The sequence below is a fragment of the Mesorhizobium sp. CO1-1-7 genome (assembly GCF_020164885.1).
Lineage (GTDB): Bacteria > Pseudomonadota > Alphaproteobacteria > Rhizobiales > Rhizobiaceae > Mesorhizobium > Mesorhizobium australicum.
In genome coordinates this window covers 105355-121569 of sequence record NZ_JAIUHA010000002.1, presented here as the reverse complement: position 1 = coordinate 121569, position 16215 = coordinate 105355, and the positions used below count along the sequence as shown (strand labels likewise).

Genomic DNA, 16215 nt, shown 5'->3' with positions numbered 1-16215 from the left:
ACTCTCTCCAGCCGAGCGGCTGAAAGACCAGCATCCCCTGCCTTGAAACAGTTTAAGCGTGGATCGGGGGAAAACTCAGCGTCAGACCGCTTCGTTGGTATAGCGCTCCCAGCCTTTTGGGCCGAGATGCTCCTGCGGCATGAAGCGCATCTTATAATTCATCTTGCGCGAACCATTGACCCAGTAGCCAAGGTAGACATGGGGCAGCCCCATCGCCTTGGCACGGGCGATATGGTCGAGGATCATGAACGTGCCGAGCGAGCGGCTTTCGAAATCGGGATTGAAATAGGAATAAACCATCGACAAGCCGTCGGCCATCTTGTCGGTGAGCGCCACCGCTATGAGTTCACCCTGGCCTTTGCCGGTGATGAAGGTGTCGGGTCCGCGCCGCCGGTATTCGATCACCTTGGTGTCGACATGGGTATCCTCGACCATCATGGCGTAGTCGAGCACCGTCATGTCGGACATGCCGCCGCGGCGGTGGCGGGCATCGAGATAGCCGCGAAACAGTGAATATTGTTCGGTCGAGGGCTCGGCGTTGTGCATGGCGCCGACGAGGTCGGAATTGTGCTGCAGCACGCGCTTCATGTTGCGGCTGGCGGTGAACTCCTGTGCCAGGATACGCACCGACACACAGGCGCGGCAGGTCTCGCAGGCTGGTCTGTAGGCGATGTTCTGCGAGCGCCGGAAGCCGCCTTGCGTGAGCAGGTCGTTCATCTCCGAGGCCTTGTCGCCGACCAGATGCGTGAACACCTTGCGCTCGAACTGGCCGTCGAGATAGGGGCACGGCGACGGCGCGGTCAGGAAGAACTGCGGCGACTGGGTCGGGTGCTGCGTCATCGAGCCTTGGAAACACTCCTTCGAATCGCTCTACCTTTGGCTCCGGCGGCGAAAAATTCAACAGGATTGTGAAGGTGTGGGCAACTCAACACCTTCACATTTGCGCTCAAGGGGGCTGCGGCTTTGCTTCAGGGCGGTTTCAGCGGCCGGTGCGGCTGACGACAGTGCCGAGCAAAAGATCGTGCAGCGTGCGCTTGCGGTCCGAGAACAGGGTCACCAGCAGGACCAGCGGCGACAGGATGACGTTGCCGGCCCAGAACAATACGGAATGGACGACCGCGGTCAGCCCGTCGATGCGGGTGCCGTCGAGACGGTCGAGGCGGATGCCCATCATCTTCATGCCCGTGGTGGCCTGGTCGGCGCTACCCAACGTGTTCCAGATGTAGAGGATGGCGACTGCCGGCACCAGGACGCCGAACAGCATCCAGCCCAGGCCGAGGGTCAAGAGCCCGAGGAAGAACACCAGGATGGCGACCGGAATGCTCAGCAGGCCAACGATCAGATAGTCGAGCACGAAAGCCAGGATGCGCCTTGTGCGCACGCCTTCAAAAGCCCTGACATCGTCGAGCCGGGTGTTGATGATTTCGCCGTCGAGAACGCGAGCGTTCATGTCATTTCCTCGTAACAGGGGCCTGCTTAGCCTGCGCCCCACCGCACCAGAAATGGTGAAGGCTCATGGTGGAATCAAGATCGGACCGTTTCGCCGCGGCGCCAGGCGGGACAGAATGGGCTGAGGGTCCGAAGCGGTTGAATTTGCAGCACGGATGGCGTTAGCTTGCTGCGGCGCAACAAGACGCCGAGGGGACGGGGCAATATGGACTACGACATGCTGGTCATCGGCAGCGGCCCTTCCGGCCGCCGCGCTGCCGTGCAATCGGCCAAACTCGGCAAATCGGTGCTGGTGGTCGACCGGGGCCGGCGCCTTGGCGGCGTCTCGGTGCACACCGGCACCATTCCTTCCAAAACGCTGCGCGAAACGGTGCTCAACCTCTCGGGCTGGCGCGAGCGCGGCTTCTATGGACGCGGCTATCGGGTCAAGCAGGATATCTCGGTCGGCGACCTGATCGAGCGCCTGCACAAGACGCTCGACCATGAGGTCGAGGTGCTGCAGCACCAGTTCATGCGCAACACGGTCAAAAGCGCGCGCGCGGCGGTGAAATTTCTGGGCTCCAACAAGGTCAGCCTGACATCGGACAATGGCGACTACAGCGAAGTCGGTTTCGCCAACGCACTGATCGCCGTGGGCACCAGGCCGCATCGGCCGGCCGACGTGCCCTTCGACAAGACCCGTGTCTTCGACAGCGACGAAATGCTTGAACTCGACCGCCTGCCACGCACGCTGACGGTGATCGGCGCCGGCGTCATCGGCGTCGAATACGCCACGATCTTTTCCGCGCTCGACGTACCGGTGACGCTGGTCGAGCCGCGCAACTCCATCCTCGATTTCGTCGACCGGGAGATCGTCGACGATTTCATCCACCAGATGCGCGACCGCGGCATGACGATAAGACTGGGCAGCGCGGTCAAGGAAATCCGCTCCAAGCCGGATGCCGCCGAGGTGGAACTGGCCGATGGCCGCACCATCCGCTCCGAGGTCGTGCTCTACGCCGCCGGCCGCACCGGCAATGTCGGCAGCCTCGGCCTCGACGTGGTCGGCATCGAAGCCGACTCCAGGGGCCGCATCAAGGTCGATCCCCAGACTTTCCAGACCAGCGTGCCTAACATTTACGCGGCCGGCGACGTCATCGGCTTTCCAAGCCTCGCCTCGACCTCCATGGAGCAGGGCAGGGTGGCCGCCTGCCATGCTTTTGGCGTGACCCTGCCCGCGCCGCCGGAGACCTTCCCCTACGGCATCTACGCGGTGCCGGAGATATCGACGGTCGGCCAGTCCGAGGAGCAGGTGCGTCAGAGCGGCGGCGCCTATGAGGTTGGCGTCGCGCGCTTCCGTGAGACGTCGCGCGGCCACATCATGGGCGTCGACACCGGCTTCCTGAAGCTGTTGTTCTCCATCGAGACGCGGCGCCTGCTCGGCGCGCACATTGTCGGCGAGGGCGCCACCGAACTCATTCATATCGGCCAAGCGGTGATCAATCTCGGCGGCACGGTCGACTTCTTCGTCAACAACACCTTCAACTATCCAACCCTGGCCGAGGCCTACAAGATCGCCGGCCTCGACGCCTGGAACAGAATGGGAAGAGGGTAGATCAGCCTTCCAACTGCGACAGCAGCGCCAGCATCACGTCGGCAGAGGGCATCGGCAGCACCGCCTCGATTTCCGCCGGCCGCACGCCGGCGATCGCGGCATCGGCGCCGCCGCTGACGGTGCCGAGCGGCCCGCGAAAACCGTGTTTCGACCAGGCAAGCTCTTGCAGCTTTGGGCTGGTCAGCGCTTCCAGCAGCCTGTCGACCGAGGGGTCGACGACGATCAGCGGATGCGCCGAATAGACGGTTGGCCTGGGGTAGAGAATCTCGGGCTTGGCGCCCATGCCGGCCTGCACCCTTTGCCAGCGCGCGGGATCGGCGAGCGCCCATTCCACCAGTTGGTTCTCATAACCCACCACCATCGGCTCGGCACCGAGACCGCCGGCGATGTATTGGTCGAACAGCTTTCCCGACGAGGACGACTTCAGCCCCATGCTGCGGAAGATCGCCTTGGCCTGGTCGCCGTGCTGGGCAAGCAGTTCCTGGGTCGCCACGTCGCCGCTCATCAGGCTGAGCACCAGGCCGGCGAACATGAAACCGGAGTTGGAGCGGTTGGGATCGGTGGAGACGATGCGGGCACGGCCATAAAGCTCGTCAATGCCGAGATCGGCCCAGTTCTTGCCGGCCAGAATGGCGTCGAGCAAGGCCTTGAGATCGAGCTGGTTGTAGCCGCCCTTGGCGGCGACCGTGACCAGCCCGCTCTTCTTCAGCCCTTCGACTATAGGTCCCCAGGTGTAGACGACGATCGGGGAGTTGAGCACGACCTGGTCGTTGCGGATCGAGACACCGCTCTTGCGCGCTAGGTCGACCATGATCGAGGAAGAGGGCCACAGGAATTGCGGTTTTTGGGTGAGCAATGCCGGCTCGCGCACCATCTCCACGGAACCGGCGACACGCGCATCGAGTTCCAGCCCGTAGCCGCCAAGCGCATGCACGACGTCCGGATCGGCTAGGAATGCCTGCTTCTCGCCGCCGATGAAGCCGAACAGATGCGCTTTGTTGCCAAGATAGCCACGGAACCCGGGACGATCCTTCAGCGTCAAATAGCCGCCGGTGCCGGCAGCGGCGGCACCCAGCAGACCCAGTCCGAAAGCGCGGCGCGAAATGGCCATCAGCGTCCGATATCCTCTTTCAACGACTCCTGAATGAGTCGCAGGTCGACGTCGAGCGTGCCAAGTTCGCTGTCGGCCAGGCTGTCGGCATAATGCACGAAGGCGTCCTGAAGCTTGGTGATGACGGCGCCGACATTGGCGAGCCGGACCTGGCTGGGTGCACGCCGGTTCGCCAGCGTCGCGTAGCCTTCCGCCACTTCCGCCGCCTGCGGCACGTAGTAGGTGAGGAAACGCCGCACCGAGGGCGCGGTTTCCGGCTTCGTCTCGACTTTGGAAATCACGTCGGCGGCGATGTCGGACAGGTTCTTCACCTTGGCTTTCATGTCCTTATCGGCGATCGAACCGGCCGTTGCCGACAGCCGGTCCGCGGCTGGCTGCGCTTGCGCCAGGAGTTCGCGGGCGAAGGCCACTTTGCTGCCGCTGAGCGTGCTGAGGTCGAGCCCTTCGAAAAGCTGTCGCGGCGCCAGCACGAACACCAGTCCGGCAAAGACGAGGGCCGCGATGATGGCCGACACCAGGAACGGGAACTGGGTCAGAAAACCCAAGCCGACAAGCAACACCGCAGATATCCCGCCCGCCGCGATCCAGTTCCAGTCATTGCCGAACAAGCCACGCATCCCGGCAGGCTCTAATTGTAGCCGCGCGCGGCGCGGAAGGCGCCGGCCAGATCGCCGCTGCCATCGAAGACCCGTGCCGAGGTCGCCTTGGCGAGACTGTCGAGCTGGCTCTTGTCGGCGTCGCCGAAGGTGACGCCGAAGACCGGCACGCGCACGGCGGCGTTGCGCCAGTGAGCGAGAAACAGGTCCGCGCCGCCATCGGTGCGGCCATCGGTCATGATGACGATGGCCGGGAGGTATTTCGAAAGATCCGCCGTGGCAACGATCTTCTGCAGGGCCTGGTCGGCACAGGCATACATATCGGTGCCGCCGCCGACGCGTTGCTGGGCAACGTCCGCCAGCAGCTCGCTCTGGCCCGCCGAGTCGCCTTTCGCCTCGAATGTGTCGCGCACGACAGCGTCGAAAGGCAGCACGAAGATGCGGTCGGACGGCGTCCATTGCACCAGCACCTCGCTTGCCTTTTCCGGCGTGAACAGGAATTGGGCGGCGGCCTGCAACTGTTTCTCGCCCTGGTCTTCCATCGAGCCGGAAAAATCGAAGCACAGCGCCGTCAGCGAAGGCTTGCGCAAGGCCTCCTGGTAGAGGTCGAGCGCCTTGCGGATCACGGCCGGCTCCGGCATGCGGATCGACGTCACCAGCTTGCCGGGATCAAAATTCCAATCCGGCTCGGCGGCGGCCTGGATGGCCGCGCCGCCGAGCGGCAGCCGCCGACCGGTATCGGCGATGCGTTTGCGTGCCGCGTCCGACTGCAGATAGGCGAGAAGGTCGGTGAAGAATTTTTCGACATCGGCTCCGCGTCCATGATCGATGAAACCCAGCGGCGAGTCGCCGACAGCGACGCCGTCGGCCGGATAGATGGCATAGAGCGGCTCGTTGCCCATCTGCTTGAGTTTGTCGTTGGTCTCCTTCAGCGCCGCCTCGTAGTTCCACATCGCGTCGTAGACGGTGCCCTTGCCGGCGCTGTCGACGTAGAGATCGGCGAGCCAGCCCGACGAACCGGACGAGCGCTCGACGCCTTGCAGCAAGGCACTTACCGCATCGTGCACGGCGGGATTGTCGAGGTCGCCCGGCTCGATCACCTCCTTGCCGCCGAGCGCGCTGGAGAGCATTGCGAGATAGGCGCTGGCGCCCGAATTGGACTGCGTCGCCGACGTCATCAGGAATTTCAGGTTGCCGTCCTTCACCGCGGCCAGGATGTCCTTCATGAAGACCGGCTTGCCGACCCAGCCGAGTTCGGTGGCCTTGGATTTGCGCACGCCCAGAATGACCGGCATCTGCGCGATCGACGTCAGGTTGCGCACCTTGCGGCCGCTGTCGAACAGGTCGACCCAGACGCTGGAGGCCGGCCAAACCGCATCCTTGTCGAGGCCGCCAGGCTTTTGCAGTCCGAGCCCGATGTCGAGCGAGCCTTGATAGGAAATGGTGCAGGTCGCGCCTTGCTTGGCGCAGAATTCCTGGACGATCGGCTCCAGCACCGTATTCTCGGAGCCGGAGACGATCGAGAATTGGACTTGGCTGGAATTGCAGGCCGTCAAAAACATCGCGAAGGCGAGCAGCAGAACGGACGTCAGCGTCTTCGGCATGGCGGTTCCGATCAGGACTGGGTCAGCGCTTTCTTCAAGTCGATCGTCATCTGGTCCATCTGTTTTTCGGCGTCGGCCCGCTTCTGGCGGCCCTCCTGCTGGACTTTCAGCACACCTTGTACCGTGTCGATGAGATCGCGATTGGCCTGCGCCAGTGTCTCGACGTCGACGATGCCGCGCTGCGCCTGTTCCTCGACCGAAATCGCCTGGTCCTTCATCATTTTCGACGTTTGGCGGATCATCTCGTTGGTTGCGTCGGTCACGGTCTTTTGCAGTTCGAGCGCCGACTTCTGGTTGGTCAGCCCAAGCAGGATGACCATCTTCTGCTTCCATGCCGGCACGGTCAGCGCCGAGGTTGCTTGCAAATTCTCGATCAGCGTCTCGTCGCCCGACTGGACGATGCGGATCTGCGGCAATTGCTGGATGCCGAGCTGGCGCGCCTGCACCAGGTAGAAGATCCGCTTTTCCAGGCGGTCGAGCGCCTGCACGGCGTCCTGATAGGTTTGCGCCTCCAGCGTGCCTCCAGTGTCGCCGCTAGCGGTATCCGCCGCGGCCTTCAGCTTCGGCAACTCGTTGGCGCGGTAGTCATCGACGAATTTCTTGCCGGCCTGCACATAGGCATCGAGCTTGAGGATGGAGCCCTTGGTCTGCTCATGGAGGTCGTCGAGCACGGCAATGTCGCGCCGCAGCGTGTCCTTGTGACGGTCGAGTTCGAGGCCGATGCGATCGATCTGTCCCGCCACGTCCTCGTATTTCTCCTTGAAGCGCTCGAGCCGCGCCTTGAACGAGGAGAACAGGCCGCTGAGGAAACCCTGGTCCTTGAGCGAGGCCGGATCGAGATTCTTGGCCTTCATGATGATGTCGGTCAGGAGATCGCCGGTGTCGCCGAGGTCCCGGTTGCGCAACTGGGACAATATCTTGTCGGCATAGTCGCTGACTGCCTGCTGGGCACGGTCGCCATAGACAGAAATGCCGGCACGGTCTCTGACGTCGATCGTGCTTTCGATTCTGGCGATGTCGGACGGATCGGCTACGATTGCCGGCAACGTCGAAGTATCGTCGAGCAGAGTGATGCTGTTCTTGTCGGCCATGCAGACTTCCCCTCGGTAACAGCATCTCGATAGGTAATCTGTGACAGTGATATGTCGCCGCTGTGGAAAACGGTAGTCCGAGGCCGTTTTCGGCGGTGAACAGTGCCGTCTTCCGGCCTAGCGTCAAGAAATATCTATTCGGCGGCCTCCCGCACGGCTGGAGATGACCCGGTTCGCAGGAGCAATGGCAGGCACAGCACATAAAGCGCCGCCCCCGCGATCCAGACTGTGCCGGGAAAGACGGTGCGCGTGCGGAAATAGAGCATGGCGATGATGAAGGGCCCGAACACCGAGACCAGGCTGGTCATGCTGGTGAGCACGCCCTGCAGCCGTCCCTGATGGTCGGCGCCGACGCGTGAGGTCAACAGCGACTGCAATGCCGGAGCTCCGATCCCGCCGAGACAGAACAGCGGCAGCAGGGCGAAGGCCATCCAGCCCTGCCAGGCCAGCGCTATCGATATATAGGCCGTGCTGTCGGCGAGGATGGCGATGATCAGCGCTGCTTTCTCGCCCCAGCGCTCGGTGATCGGCCCGGCAACAAAACCCTGGGCTCCAGCATGGAAGAGCCCGAACAGCGCCAACGAGATGCCGACGGTGAACAGGTCCCAGGCGAATTTGCCTTGGACATAGAGCACCCAGATGGTGCCGCCGACTTCGCCGACCAGGGCAAGAACGGCGAAGGCACCAAGCAGCGGCAAAAGGGCCGGGAAAGTCAGCGCCCAACGCAACGGCGCCAGCGGGTTGAAAGACGGCATTTCGCTTGCGCCGCCCGCGCGCTTCGGTTCCGGCAGCAGGAAGAAAGCCAGTACCAGGTTGATCCCGTTGAGTGCTGCCGCAACCAGGAAGGGCGTGCGTAGCCAAACGTCACCAAGCAGGCCACCGAGCGCCGGACCGGCTATGAAGCCGACGCCAAAGGCGGCGTTGAGATGGCCAAAACCCCGAGCACGACGATCCTGGCTGCTGATATCTGCCATGTAGGCGGAAGCTACCGCCATGCTGGCGCCGGTGACGCCCGCGATCAGCCGGCCAACGAACAGCAGCGGCAGTGTTGGCGCGAAGGCCATGAACAGATAGTCCGCCATCGATCCCGTGAGCGAGACGAGCAAGACCGGCCGACGGCCGTAGCGGTCGGACAGGGCGCCGAGCAGCGGCGAAAAAAGCACCTGCATGGCGGCGTAGGCCGACAGGAAGGCGCCAAAAATCCAGCCGATATCGTCGACATGGCCGACCGTGCGCAGCAAGCCCGGCAGCACCGGCATCATCAGCCCGACGCCCACGGCGTCCAGTGCCATCGCCATCAGGACGACGAGATAAGCTCTTTTCACGATCGGACTCAGGAATTTATCGTTGATAAGGAAGGTTTATCACTGATAAATTCACGGCGCAAGCTGGAGGACCAGACGGATTCGCATGAAACTGGACAAGACGATGATCGTCGACGAAGCGCTAGGCTTGCTCAACGAGGTTGGCATCGATGCGCTGTCGACCCGCCTTTTGGCGCAGCGGCTCAAGGTGCAGCAGCCGGCACTCTACTGGCATTTCAGGAGCAAGCGCGCCTTGCTCGACGCGATGAACGAAGAGATCTTGCGGCGCGGCCATCGGCATCGAACACCACGGCTCGGCGAGACCTGGCAGGATTTCGTGCGCAAGAATGCCCGCAGCTTTCGCAGCGCCCTGATTGCCTATCGCGACGGCGCGCGTGTCCACGCCGGCACGGAAGCGGATCCGCAAGAGCTCGGGCACTTCGAGCGGCTGCTGGAATTCCTGGCGGGCGAGGGCATGGCGGCGATTCCAGCCATGGAATTGCTGATGACGGTCGGCCGCTACACGGTCGGCTGTGTCACAGAGGAGCAAGCCGAATATCCGTCAGGTCCGGGGCGTGGCGAAGCGCTGGATGCCGCGGCGCATGATCATCCGCTCTTGCGCGAAGCCTTGGCGCACTACCGTGCCGGCGGACACGAGGCGCTGTTTGAAAGCGGGCTCGCCCTGCTGATCGCCGGGGCAGAAGTTCGAATGGTGGCCAAACGCTGATTGGGCAGCGAGCGGTCGCAAAGGCGGTCAGCCTCCCTGCGCAGCTCCGGCCAGCCATCGCTCGACGATCGCGGCGTCCGGGTCGCCGATTTCGTGGCCTGATGAAACGATCCGGGCGTCGATCTCGCTACCGTGCCGGCTGAGCAGCGTCACCAGCGCCAACGCGAAAGGCCCGTAGGTCTCGTCCGCCGCCCCGGCAATGATCAGCGTCCGTGTGCCCATGAGGTCCGTTGAAGGCACCTTGTCGAGCACCGGCATTGGCCTCAGCAGCGCCGCGCTCCGGACAATGCCGGGATGGAGCAGCATCAGGCTCGAAACCAGATTGGCGCCGTTCGAATAGCCAAGGAATGTCGCGTGGGCGAGATCGAGCCCATGGCGCGCGGCGACTTCGCTTGCGAATGCCGCGAAGGCGGCGGTTTCGACACGGATGCTTTGCTGGCCGAAGCGCGTCGGCGTGATTCGCTCGAACCAGCGAAAACCGTCCTCCTGCGGGATGCGGCCCCGTACCGCGATCAGGGGGGCGTCGGGCGCGATGCGCCTCGCCAGCGGCACCATGCTTGTCTCGTCGACACCCGATCCATGCAGCAGGAACAGGCACGCGCGGCCGCTTTTGCCGGCACCGAGGAGGCGATAAGGAAAGGCTAGATCCAGCATCGGAGGGCCATTTTCGACACTGGCGCCAGTCATACCGCATCCCGTTGATTATATGAGGTTTCGCTCAATTTGCCGGCTTCAAAACGCAATATTTTCATGCTCCGCGAAAGTTGATTGAACCAGGCTCATTCCGGCCCGTTTCTGCGCCGATACACTCCCTGTGGGAGAAATCGAAGCGGTGCGTCGGGGGTCGCATTGCTGGACATGAACAACCAGCTTTGAGGCCTTTTGTCGATGACTACCCCTGTTTCGCCAGATCGCGATTTGCGTATCTTGGAACGCGACACGCGTATCGATGTATTGCGCGCGCTGGCACTGCTCACCATCTTCGTCGACCATGTGCCGGGCACGGCTTTCGAGACCCTGACCTACAAGAATTTCGGGTTTTCGGACGCGGCCGAGGCGTTCGTGCTGATATCAGGCATTTCGGTCGCGCTCGCCTACGGCACAAAGTTCCGGCCGGGCGGCCGGCTTCTGGCGACCTTGAAAATGTGGCGGCGGGCCGGCGTGCTCTACGTCGCCCACATCGTCACGACGATGGTGGTGATGGCCCTGTTCTGCGCCGTGGCGGTGTTTGCCAGGCGGCCGGAACTGCTGACGCTCATCAACATCGAGCCCTTGATGAAAAACACGCCGCAAGTGCTGGTCGGCATCGTCACGCTCGGCCATCAGCTCGGCTACAACAACATCCTGCCGGTCTATGCAGCGCTGCTTTTGATGGCGCCGGCGTTCGTCCTGTTCGTCAGCTCCAGGCCCGTCGCGGCGCTTGTCGTGTCCGGCACGCTATGGCTGGTTGCCGGAATTTGGGAGATCGCTCCGCCCAATTACCCCGAGCCCGGTTTCTGGTTCCTCAACCCGTTGTCCTGGCAGTTCCTGTTCAACATCGGCCTTGCCGCCATGCTGCATGTCAGGCGCGGCGGTGTCATTCCGGTCAACCGCTGGCTTGTCGGCGCGGCCGCGACCTATGTGCTGGCGGCTCTGGTGTGGGTGCATAGCCCGCTCTGGGGACAGTTAACGTGGTTCAACCTGCCGGTGGTGATCGGCGGCTTCGACAAGACCTTCCTGTCGTTGCCGCGGCTGTTGCACATCCTGGCGGTCAGCTACCTCGTCGTCGCCCTGCCGACGGTGTCAAACCTGTTCCGCACCAGCCCCGACCATCCGCTGGCCATACTGGGCAAAAGATCGCTGCCGGTCTTCATCGCCGGCACGGTGATCGCCATGGTCGCGCAGGTGATGACGCTGATCAATCCGGGCGGGCTCGTCTATGACAGCCTGCTGATATCGGCCGGCATCGCCATGCAGTTCGCGCTCGCCTTCTATCTCGAATGGCTGTCGACCATCGGCGGTTCGGGCAAGGCCCGCACGGCCCAAACGGTTCCCGCGCCGGTTCGTGCGCCTTTGGGGACTGCCATGGCAAGAGCCAATCGGTAGGCGGTTCGGCCGTGCGGTTCAGCCGCGTGGCGAGGCCGTCGAGGCTCGCACGATCAGTTCGACCGGCAGTTGATGCCGGCTGACCGGCCCGTCGCTCTCCAGGATCGCCCTGACGGCAAGGCGGCCCATCTCGGCAATCGGCTGGGCGATCGTGGTCAATGGCGGCTCGGACACCGCTGCTTCCGGAACACCGTCGAAGCCGACGATGGAAACGTCGTCAGGCACGCTCAGCCCGCGTGCGCTCAGCCATTCGAGCGCCACCAGGGCTATTCTGTCCGACATGGCCAGAATGGCGGTGGGCGGCGTGTCGGAGGCGAAGATGGTCTCGAGCCCCGCCTTCGTGCTCGCCACGTCGTTGGCGGTCTCGTAGACAGGCACTTTGGTTATGTCGACGCCAACCCGCGAAAGCTCCCGGAGATAGCCGGTGAGGCGGTCGCGCGTTCCGGCATAGGTCGCCGCCCGAACCTGTTCGGCCGAAACAAGGCCCGTCCTGTTGTCGGCGAAGGGCAGGGCCATGACGGCGAAGCGGCGATGGCCGAGATCCGTGAGATGGCGGGCCGCCATGCCGGCGCCGGCGATGTTGTCGACTCCGATCGCGGCGACCGAGCCGTCCTCGGAGTCGAGGTCGAGCGCGACGAAGGGCAGCTTGCGCTCACGTGCCAACTCCACCAGGCGCGAGCCACCTTCGATGCAAAAGACGATGAAGCCGTCGACCAGAGCGCTCTGGATGTTCCAGGCAAGCTGCTCGTTGTTGGCGGCCGAGACCAGGGAAATGCCGGCTCCGGTCGCATCGCAAGCTTGCGAGATGCCCGCCATCATGACGCGCGCAAACGGATCGTCGAAGAAATAGGAGAGGGGCTCGGCGGTGGCCACGCCGATGGCGTTGACCTTGCCGGCCCGCAGCAGCCTGCCCTTTGGATCGGGGCCGCCATAACCCATTGCCTCGGCCGCGGCGCGAACCCGTTCGCGGACCTCCTCGCGCACGATCTCGGGGCGGCTGAATACGTTGGACGCGGTGCCGTGCGAAACACCGGCGGCCTTGGCGATGTCGGCCAGCCGTACGGGTCGTCGATTGCCTGCGGTGAGTGACGCCATTTGTGCGTGCCTCCTGACATCCATGTAGCACGTTCTTCCGCCGCATCTAGTATTTTCGTTGGATCGATTCAAATTTTGCTTGACCTACGCCGGTTTCGATCCTAGATTTGAATCGATCCAAGTGGCAGCTTGTTCTGCTGAATGGCCAAAAAGGGAGGAGCGCCATGCATCCCGTCAACTACCTGTTCGCCGACATCTACCGCAACGACTGGAATATCGGGTCAGCCACCAACAAGGCCAGGCATCGTGGTGAGACGGGCCCATGGGTTCGCGATCTTCGCTTCTTGGTGGCGCGCAAGCGGAGCTGATCAAACCGGCTTTTTTCGCGCCCGACGATTGGATCGATTCAAAGACAAGGAGGATGAGTCATGCATCCCATCAAGCATCTGTTCGAAGATATCTACCGCAACTACTGGGGCATCGCACCGGCCACACAGCGACCGGAAGCGCGACGGCGGGTGAAACCTGCTGTTGGCGGCCGTGCCCTTTGGGTCCGCCCGGAACGCCGCCGGGATTGACCTCAAGCAATCATTTCAGGGTCGTGGACGTGCCACGGCCGAGATCGCTATCGCCAGCCAGCCTGCAATGAGCAGGGTGCCGCCGATCGGCGCCGACATCGGAAACAGCCTTGAGCCCCAGAAATCGCGGGCGAGAAGATCGCCCGCGAAGAGGAGCAGCCCGGCGAGCAGAATGAGGCTGGCGATGCGCAGCCAGCGGTTCGCGCCGATAAGGCCGATGGCGAGGAAGACCGGCGCATGCATCAGCAGGAACGACGCGGCGGTGCCGGTAAAGGCGCCGCCGCGGTGGGCGGCGGCCGCCGAAAGCGCCACCCCCGCCGCGCCGACGAGGCCGCCGGCAAGCACGAGGAGGCGGCTGCCGTTTGGATCGGGGTTCATGGCCGGCGTGCTCCTTCTTTCTTCAGCAAGCGTCAGGGCTTGCGCGCTTCCAGCGCCATATGCCGCGTCCGCCGCGACTGGACGATCCAGTTGTAGGCCGCCCCGAGCGCCATCAGCACCGACGTGCCGAGAAACACCGCCGGCATGCCGAAATGGCCGCCCACAAAACCGCCGGCCAGTGGCCCCGCGACCTGTCCGACATACTGCGCCGAGATCGCCAGGCCAAGCACGTTGCCGCCAACGCCGTCGGGGATGTTGTGCCTGATGACACTGGTGATGCAGGGCAGGAGGCCGCCCAGCGCCAGGCCCATCAGGAAACGCAGGCCGATAAGCTGCCAGCTATTGGTGACAAAAGCCTGCGGGATAAGGAGCAGCGCCGAAACCGCCAGTGCTCCCACGACAACGTTCCAGTGCCCGATCCGGTCCGCGAGCTTGCCGAGCCAAGACGCCGAGAGGATGGTGCCCAGCGCGGCGGCCGACATCACAACGCCGGCGACGAGCGTCACCCTGCTCTGGTCCTCGATGAGCTGCTGCACATAGACGGTGATGATCGGCTCGATCGACATTGTGGCGAAGGCGAGCAGCATGCCGGTGGTCAGCATGGCCACGACCGGGCGCTTGTCCGGGATCTGCGACCAGCCGCTTTTCGGCTTTGCCGCCGACACCGGTTTGGCTGGCTTCGGACGCGGGCTCTCCTTGATGAGGAAGGTCGTTGCCAGGAAGGCGAGGAAGATCACACCGCCTGACAAGAGGAAGGTGGCGCGAATGCCGATCACCGGCGGCAGCACGCCGCCCAACAGGGGACCGACCAGCGAGCCCGCCGTAATGCCCGCCGACAGCACGCCAAGCGCCCAGCCGGAACGCTCCTTCGGCGTCTGCATGGCCACCAGTATGGTTGAACCGGAGGAATAGCCGCCCGCGAAGCCGATCAGCAGGCGCAGCAGAACCAGTTGCCAGACCGTCTCGACCATGCCCGTCAGCGACATGCAGATCGCCATGCCGAAGGAGGCGCGCACCAGCATCACCTTGCGCCCGTAGCGGTCACCCAGGCGCCCCCATAGCGGCGCTACTGTGGCCGCGGCGAAGAAGGTGGCGCCATAAGCGACGCCGGACCACTGCACGATTGCCGCGTGGCCCTGTGCGCCGAGCTGTTCGACATAGAGCGGCAGGAATGGCAACAGCAGGGTCATGGCGATGAGCGTGCTGAACGAGCCCGCGAAACAGACCGCGAGATTGCGCCGCCAGTGAATGTTGTAGCCGCTTTGCTGCGTGTCTTCCTGCGTCATGCCCTGCCTGCCCGGTATCAGCGCTTGTTGCGGATACCATTTTGGGATACCAAATTGGTCTCCGTCATGAACTTCACGCCGGCCGCTGTCAATGCGGCTTCGGAAAGGGCGCGCGATGTCGCAGATGCAGAATGTCGAACGGCAGCTTCGCGAGATGATCCTGGCGCTCGAGATCGGGCCGGGAGAGCGGCTGACCGAACGCTGGATCGAAAGCCAATTCGGCGCCTCGCGCACGCCTGTCAGGGCGGCGCTGCTGCGGCTGGAGACCGAGGGGCTGGTCGGCAGGGACGGGCGCGGCTGGACCGTTTCGCCCATCAATCTGGCCGAACTCGAGCAGGTTGCGGTCTATCGCGAGGCGGTCGAGATCGCGGCATTGCGGCTGACGTGCGGGCAAGCCACCAAGAGCGCCATCGATGTCATCGAGGCGATGCTCGATTCCTGCGACGAAAATACGCCGCGCGAGGAGTGGCATCGTGTCGGCATGGATTTTCACATCGAGCTGGCGCGGCTCTCCGGCAACGAATTCCTGTTCCGGGCGGTTCGTGACGCGATGACGCGCCTGTCGCGCGCCCGCTGGCTGGAAGTGCGTGACGAGACGGCCCTTGGCCGTGCCTGGGTCGAACATCGCGCCATTCTTGCCGCGACACGCCTCGGTCAGGCCGATGAAGCCGCGCGGCTGCTGTCGGCCCACATCGTCGGCAGCCGTGATCGGCTGGTGACGTCGCTTGCCAACGATCGACGTGGCCTTCGCGCCAGGGGATTTGCCGTCGTCGCCGCTTAATGCGGTCCATGCGCTGCGGCGCGCTGGCCGGAAAAACAGACGGGTCTGACGTGAAGCGCACTTTCGGCCTCGCTTCAAGGAAGCCGATGGCGTAAGAGCGGCGATGGAAAACAACCGGTTTGAAACACCTGTGACCGTCAAATCCGTCACGGCGGGAAGCACTCAGCTCTTGCGTTCGGCAAGGGAGGCTTCCGATTACCTCCTCAACAACTGGCCCGGCAAGCGCAGCCCCAAGCATCGTGCGGCGCTGCAGGCCTGTCACGACGCGCTCGCCGGCGACAAGCCGGCGATGAATGCCAGGCGCGCTTTCATCGCCGCGGCGCGGGAAGTGGATGTCTTCATCAGCGACAAGGCGCCAGCCTGATATTAGCTCGCGGTTTGGGCTGACAATTGGATTTGAGGCTCGGCCCGCATTAGCGGGCCGGATGCCGTTAATCCTTCGTTTCGGTCTCAGTCTCGGTTTCAGGCTTCGTACGTTCGCGCGCGGCAACCTTGGCCGCCAGCTTTTCAGCCTTCTTGGCCGCTTTCTGGCGGTCGCGCTCCTTGCGTTCCTGATCGTAGTTTGGTGCTCGCGCCATGTCGGCTCCTTTTGTGAC

General features: G+C 63.5%; 19 protein-coding genes. 7 read left to right on the top strand and 12 right to left on the bottom strand.

The features are described from left to right. Positions 1 to 81: 81 nt before the first annotated feature. Together LB516_RS04040 and LB516_RS04035 are read right to left on the bottom strand one after the other, a co-directional pair. Positions 82 to 840: an arginyltransferase gene (locus LB516_RS04040; protein ID WP_015318275.1), complete on the bottom strand. Its 759-nt coding sequence runs from the start codon at positions 838 to 840 to the stop codon at positions 82 to 84. 139 nt (positions 841 to 979) lie between these two features. After that, positions 980 to 1450, bottom strand: a complete 471-nt coding sequence (locus LB516_RS04035; RefSeq protein ID WP_015318274.1) for an RDD family protein — start codon at positions 1448 to 1450, stop codon at positions 980 to 982. A 204-nt stretch (positions 1451 to 1654) separates the two neighbouring features. On the opposite strand from LB516_RS04035, the gene sthA reads away from it, so the two are divergent. Further along, on the top strand, positions 1655 to 3043 hold the full coding sequence (gene sthA, locus LB516_RS04030; RefSeq protein WP_015318273.1) for a Si-specific NAD(P)(+) transhydrogenase: 1389 nt from the start codon (positions 1655 to 1657) through the stop codon (positions 3041 to 3043). Between the two features lies 1 nt (position 3044). Here sthA and LB516_RS04025 read toward each other — a convergent pair whose 3' ends face one another. From LB516_RS04025 to LB516_RS04005, 5 genes are all read right to left on the bottom strand, one after another. Further along, positions 3045 to 4154, bottom strand: coding sequence for a hypothetical protein (locus LB516_RS04025; RefSeq protein WP_224718983.1), 1110 nt, complete (start codon positions 4152 to 4154; stop codon positions 3045 to 3047). Further along, complete coding sequence (locus LB516_RS04020; protein WP_140661926.1) at positions 4154 to 4771, bottom strand: 5-bromo-4-chloroindolyl phosphate hydrolysis family protein; 618 nt, start codon at positions 4769 to 4771, stop codon at positions 4154 to 4156. The genes LB516_RS04025 and LB516_RS04020 overlap by 1 nt, the downstream gene beginning before the upstream one ends. An 11-nt stretch (positions 4772 to 4782) precedes the next feature. Continuing rightward, positions 4783 to 6354, bottom strand: coding sequence for a substrate-binding domain-containing protein (locus LB516_RS04015; protein ID WP_411969380.1), 1572 nt, complete (start codon positions 6352 to 6354; stop codon positions 4783 to 4785). 11 nt (positions 6355 to 6365) lie between these two features. Further along, positions 6366 to 7445 (bottom strand): toxic anion resistance protein, encoded by a 1080-nt coding sequence (locus LB516_RS04010; RefSeq protein WP_140617075.1) that lies wholly within the window; start codon positions 7443 to 7445, stop codon positions 6366 to 6368. Between the two features lie 134 nt (positions 7446 to 7579). Continuing rightward, positions 7580 to 8743, bottom strand: coding sequence for a TCR/Tet family MFS transporter (locus LB516_RS04005; protein ID WP_140617253.1), 1164 nt, complete (start codon positions 8741 to 8743; stop codon positions 7580 to 7582). 112 nt (positions 8744 to 8855) lie between these two features. On the opposite strand from LB516_RS04005, the gene LB516_RS04000 reads away from it, so the two are divergent. Next, positions 8856 to 9476: a TetR/AcrR family transcriptional regulator C-terminal domain-containing protein gene (locus tag LB516_RS04000; RefSeq protein ID WP_224718982.1), complete on the top strand. Its 621-nt coding sequence runs from the start codon at positions 8856 to 8858 to the stop codon at positions 9474 to 9476. A 27-nt stretch (positions 9477 to 9503) separates the two neighbouring features. On the opposite strand, the gene LB516_RS03995 is transcribed toward LB516_RS04000, so the two are convergent. Next, positions 9504 to 10163 (bottom strand): alpha/beta hydrolase, encoded by a 660-nt coding sequence (locus LB516_RS03995; RefSeq protein WP_224718981.1) that lies wholly within the window; start codon positions 10161 to 10163, stop codon positions 9504 to 9506. A gap of 201 nt (positions 10164 to 10364) precedes the next feature. On the opposite strand from LB516_RS03995, the gene LB516_RS03990 reads away from it, so the two are divergent. After that, positions 10365 to 11561: an OpgC family protein gene (locus tag LB516_RS03990; RefSeq protein WP_224718980.1), complete on the top strand. Its 1197-nt coding sequence runs from the start codon at positions 10365 to 10367 to the stop codon at positions 11559 to 11561. An 18-nt stretch (positions 11562 to 11579) separates the two neighbouring features. On the opposite strand, the gene LB516_RS03985 is transcribed toward LB516_RS03990, so the two are convergent. Then, positions 11580 to 12656 carry a substrate-binding domain-containing protein gene (locus LB516_RS03985; protein ID WP_015318270.1) on the bottom strand — a complete coding sequence of 359 codons (1077 nt, stop codon included), beginning with the start codon at positions 12654 to 12656 and terminating at the stop codon, positions 11580 to 11582. A 164-nt stretch (positions 12657 to 12820) separates the two neighbouring features. Between LB516_RS03985 and LB516_RS03980 the strand changes: the two genes are divergently transcribed. Together LB516_RS03980 and LB516_RS03975 are read left to right on the top strand one after the other, a co-directional pair. Then, a complete protein-coding gene (locus tag LB516_RS03980; RefSeq protein ID WP_015318269.1) occupies positions 12821 to 12964 on the top strand; it encodes a hypothetical protein in 144 nt (47 codons plus the stop codon). Positions 12965 to 13024: 60 nt separating this feature from the next. After that, entirely contained in the window at positions 13025 to 13174 is a 150-nt protein-coding gene (locus LB516_RS03975) for a hypothetical protein (RefSeq protein WP_181171193.1), read from the top strand. A 15-nt stretch (positions 13175 to 13189) separates the two neighbouring features. On the opposite strand, the gene LB516_RS03970 is transcribed toward LB516_RS03975, so the two are convergent. Next, positions 13190 to 13552 carry a DUF423 domain-containing protein gene (locus LB516_RS03970; RefSeq protein ID WP_140617070.1) on the bottom strand — a complete coding sequence of 121 codons (363 nt, stop codon included), beginning with the start codon at positions 13550 to 13552 and terminating at the stop codon, positions 13190 to 13192. A gap of 32 nt (positions 13553 to 13584) precedes the next feature. Continuing rightward, positions 13585 to 14838: a multidrug efflux MFS transporter gene (locus LB516_RS03965; RefSeq protein WP_140617069.1), complete on the bottom strand. Its 1254-nt coding sequence runs from the start codon at positions 14836 to 14838 to the stop codon at positions 13585 to 13587. A 115-nt stretch (positions 14839 to 14953) separates the two neighbouring features. Here LB516_RS03965 and LB516_RS03960 point away from each other — a divergent pair, with 115 nt between their 5' ends. Together LB516_RS03960 and LB516_RS03955 are read left to right on the top strand one after the other, a co-directional pair. Then, on the top strand, positions 14954 to 15619 hold the full coding sequence (locus LB516_RS03960; RefSeq protein ID WP_224718979.1) for a GntR family transcriptional regulator: 666 nt from the start codon (positions 14954 to 14956) through the stop codon (positions 15617 to 15619). Positions 15620 to 15749: 130 nt separating this feature from the next. Beyond that, positions 15750 to 15983, top strand: a complete 234-nt coding sequence (locus LB516_RS03955) for a DUF982 domain-containing protein (protein ID WP_245262889.1) — start codon at positions 15750 to 15752, stop codon at positions 15981 to 15983. Between the two features lie 67 nt (positions 15984 to 16050). On the opposite strand, the gene LB516_RS03950 is transcribed toward LB516_RS03955, so the two are convergent. Beyond that, a complete protein-coding gene (locus LB516_RS03950) occupies positions 16051 to 16197 on the bottom strand; it encodes a hypothetical protein (protein WP_015318263.1) in 147 nt (48 codons plus the stop codon). Positions 16198 to 16215: the final 18 nt, after the last annotated feature.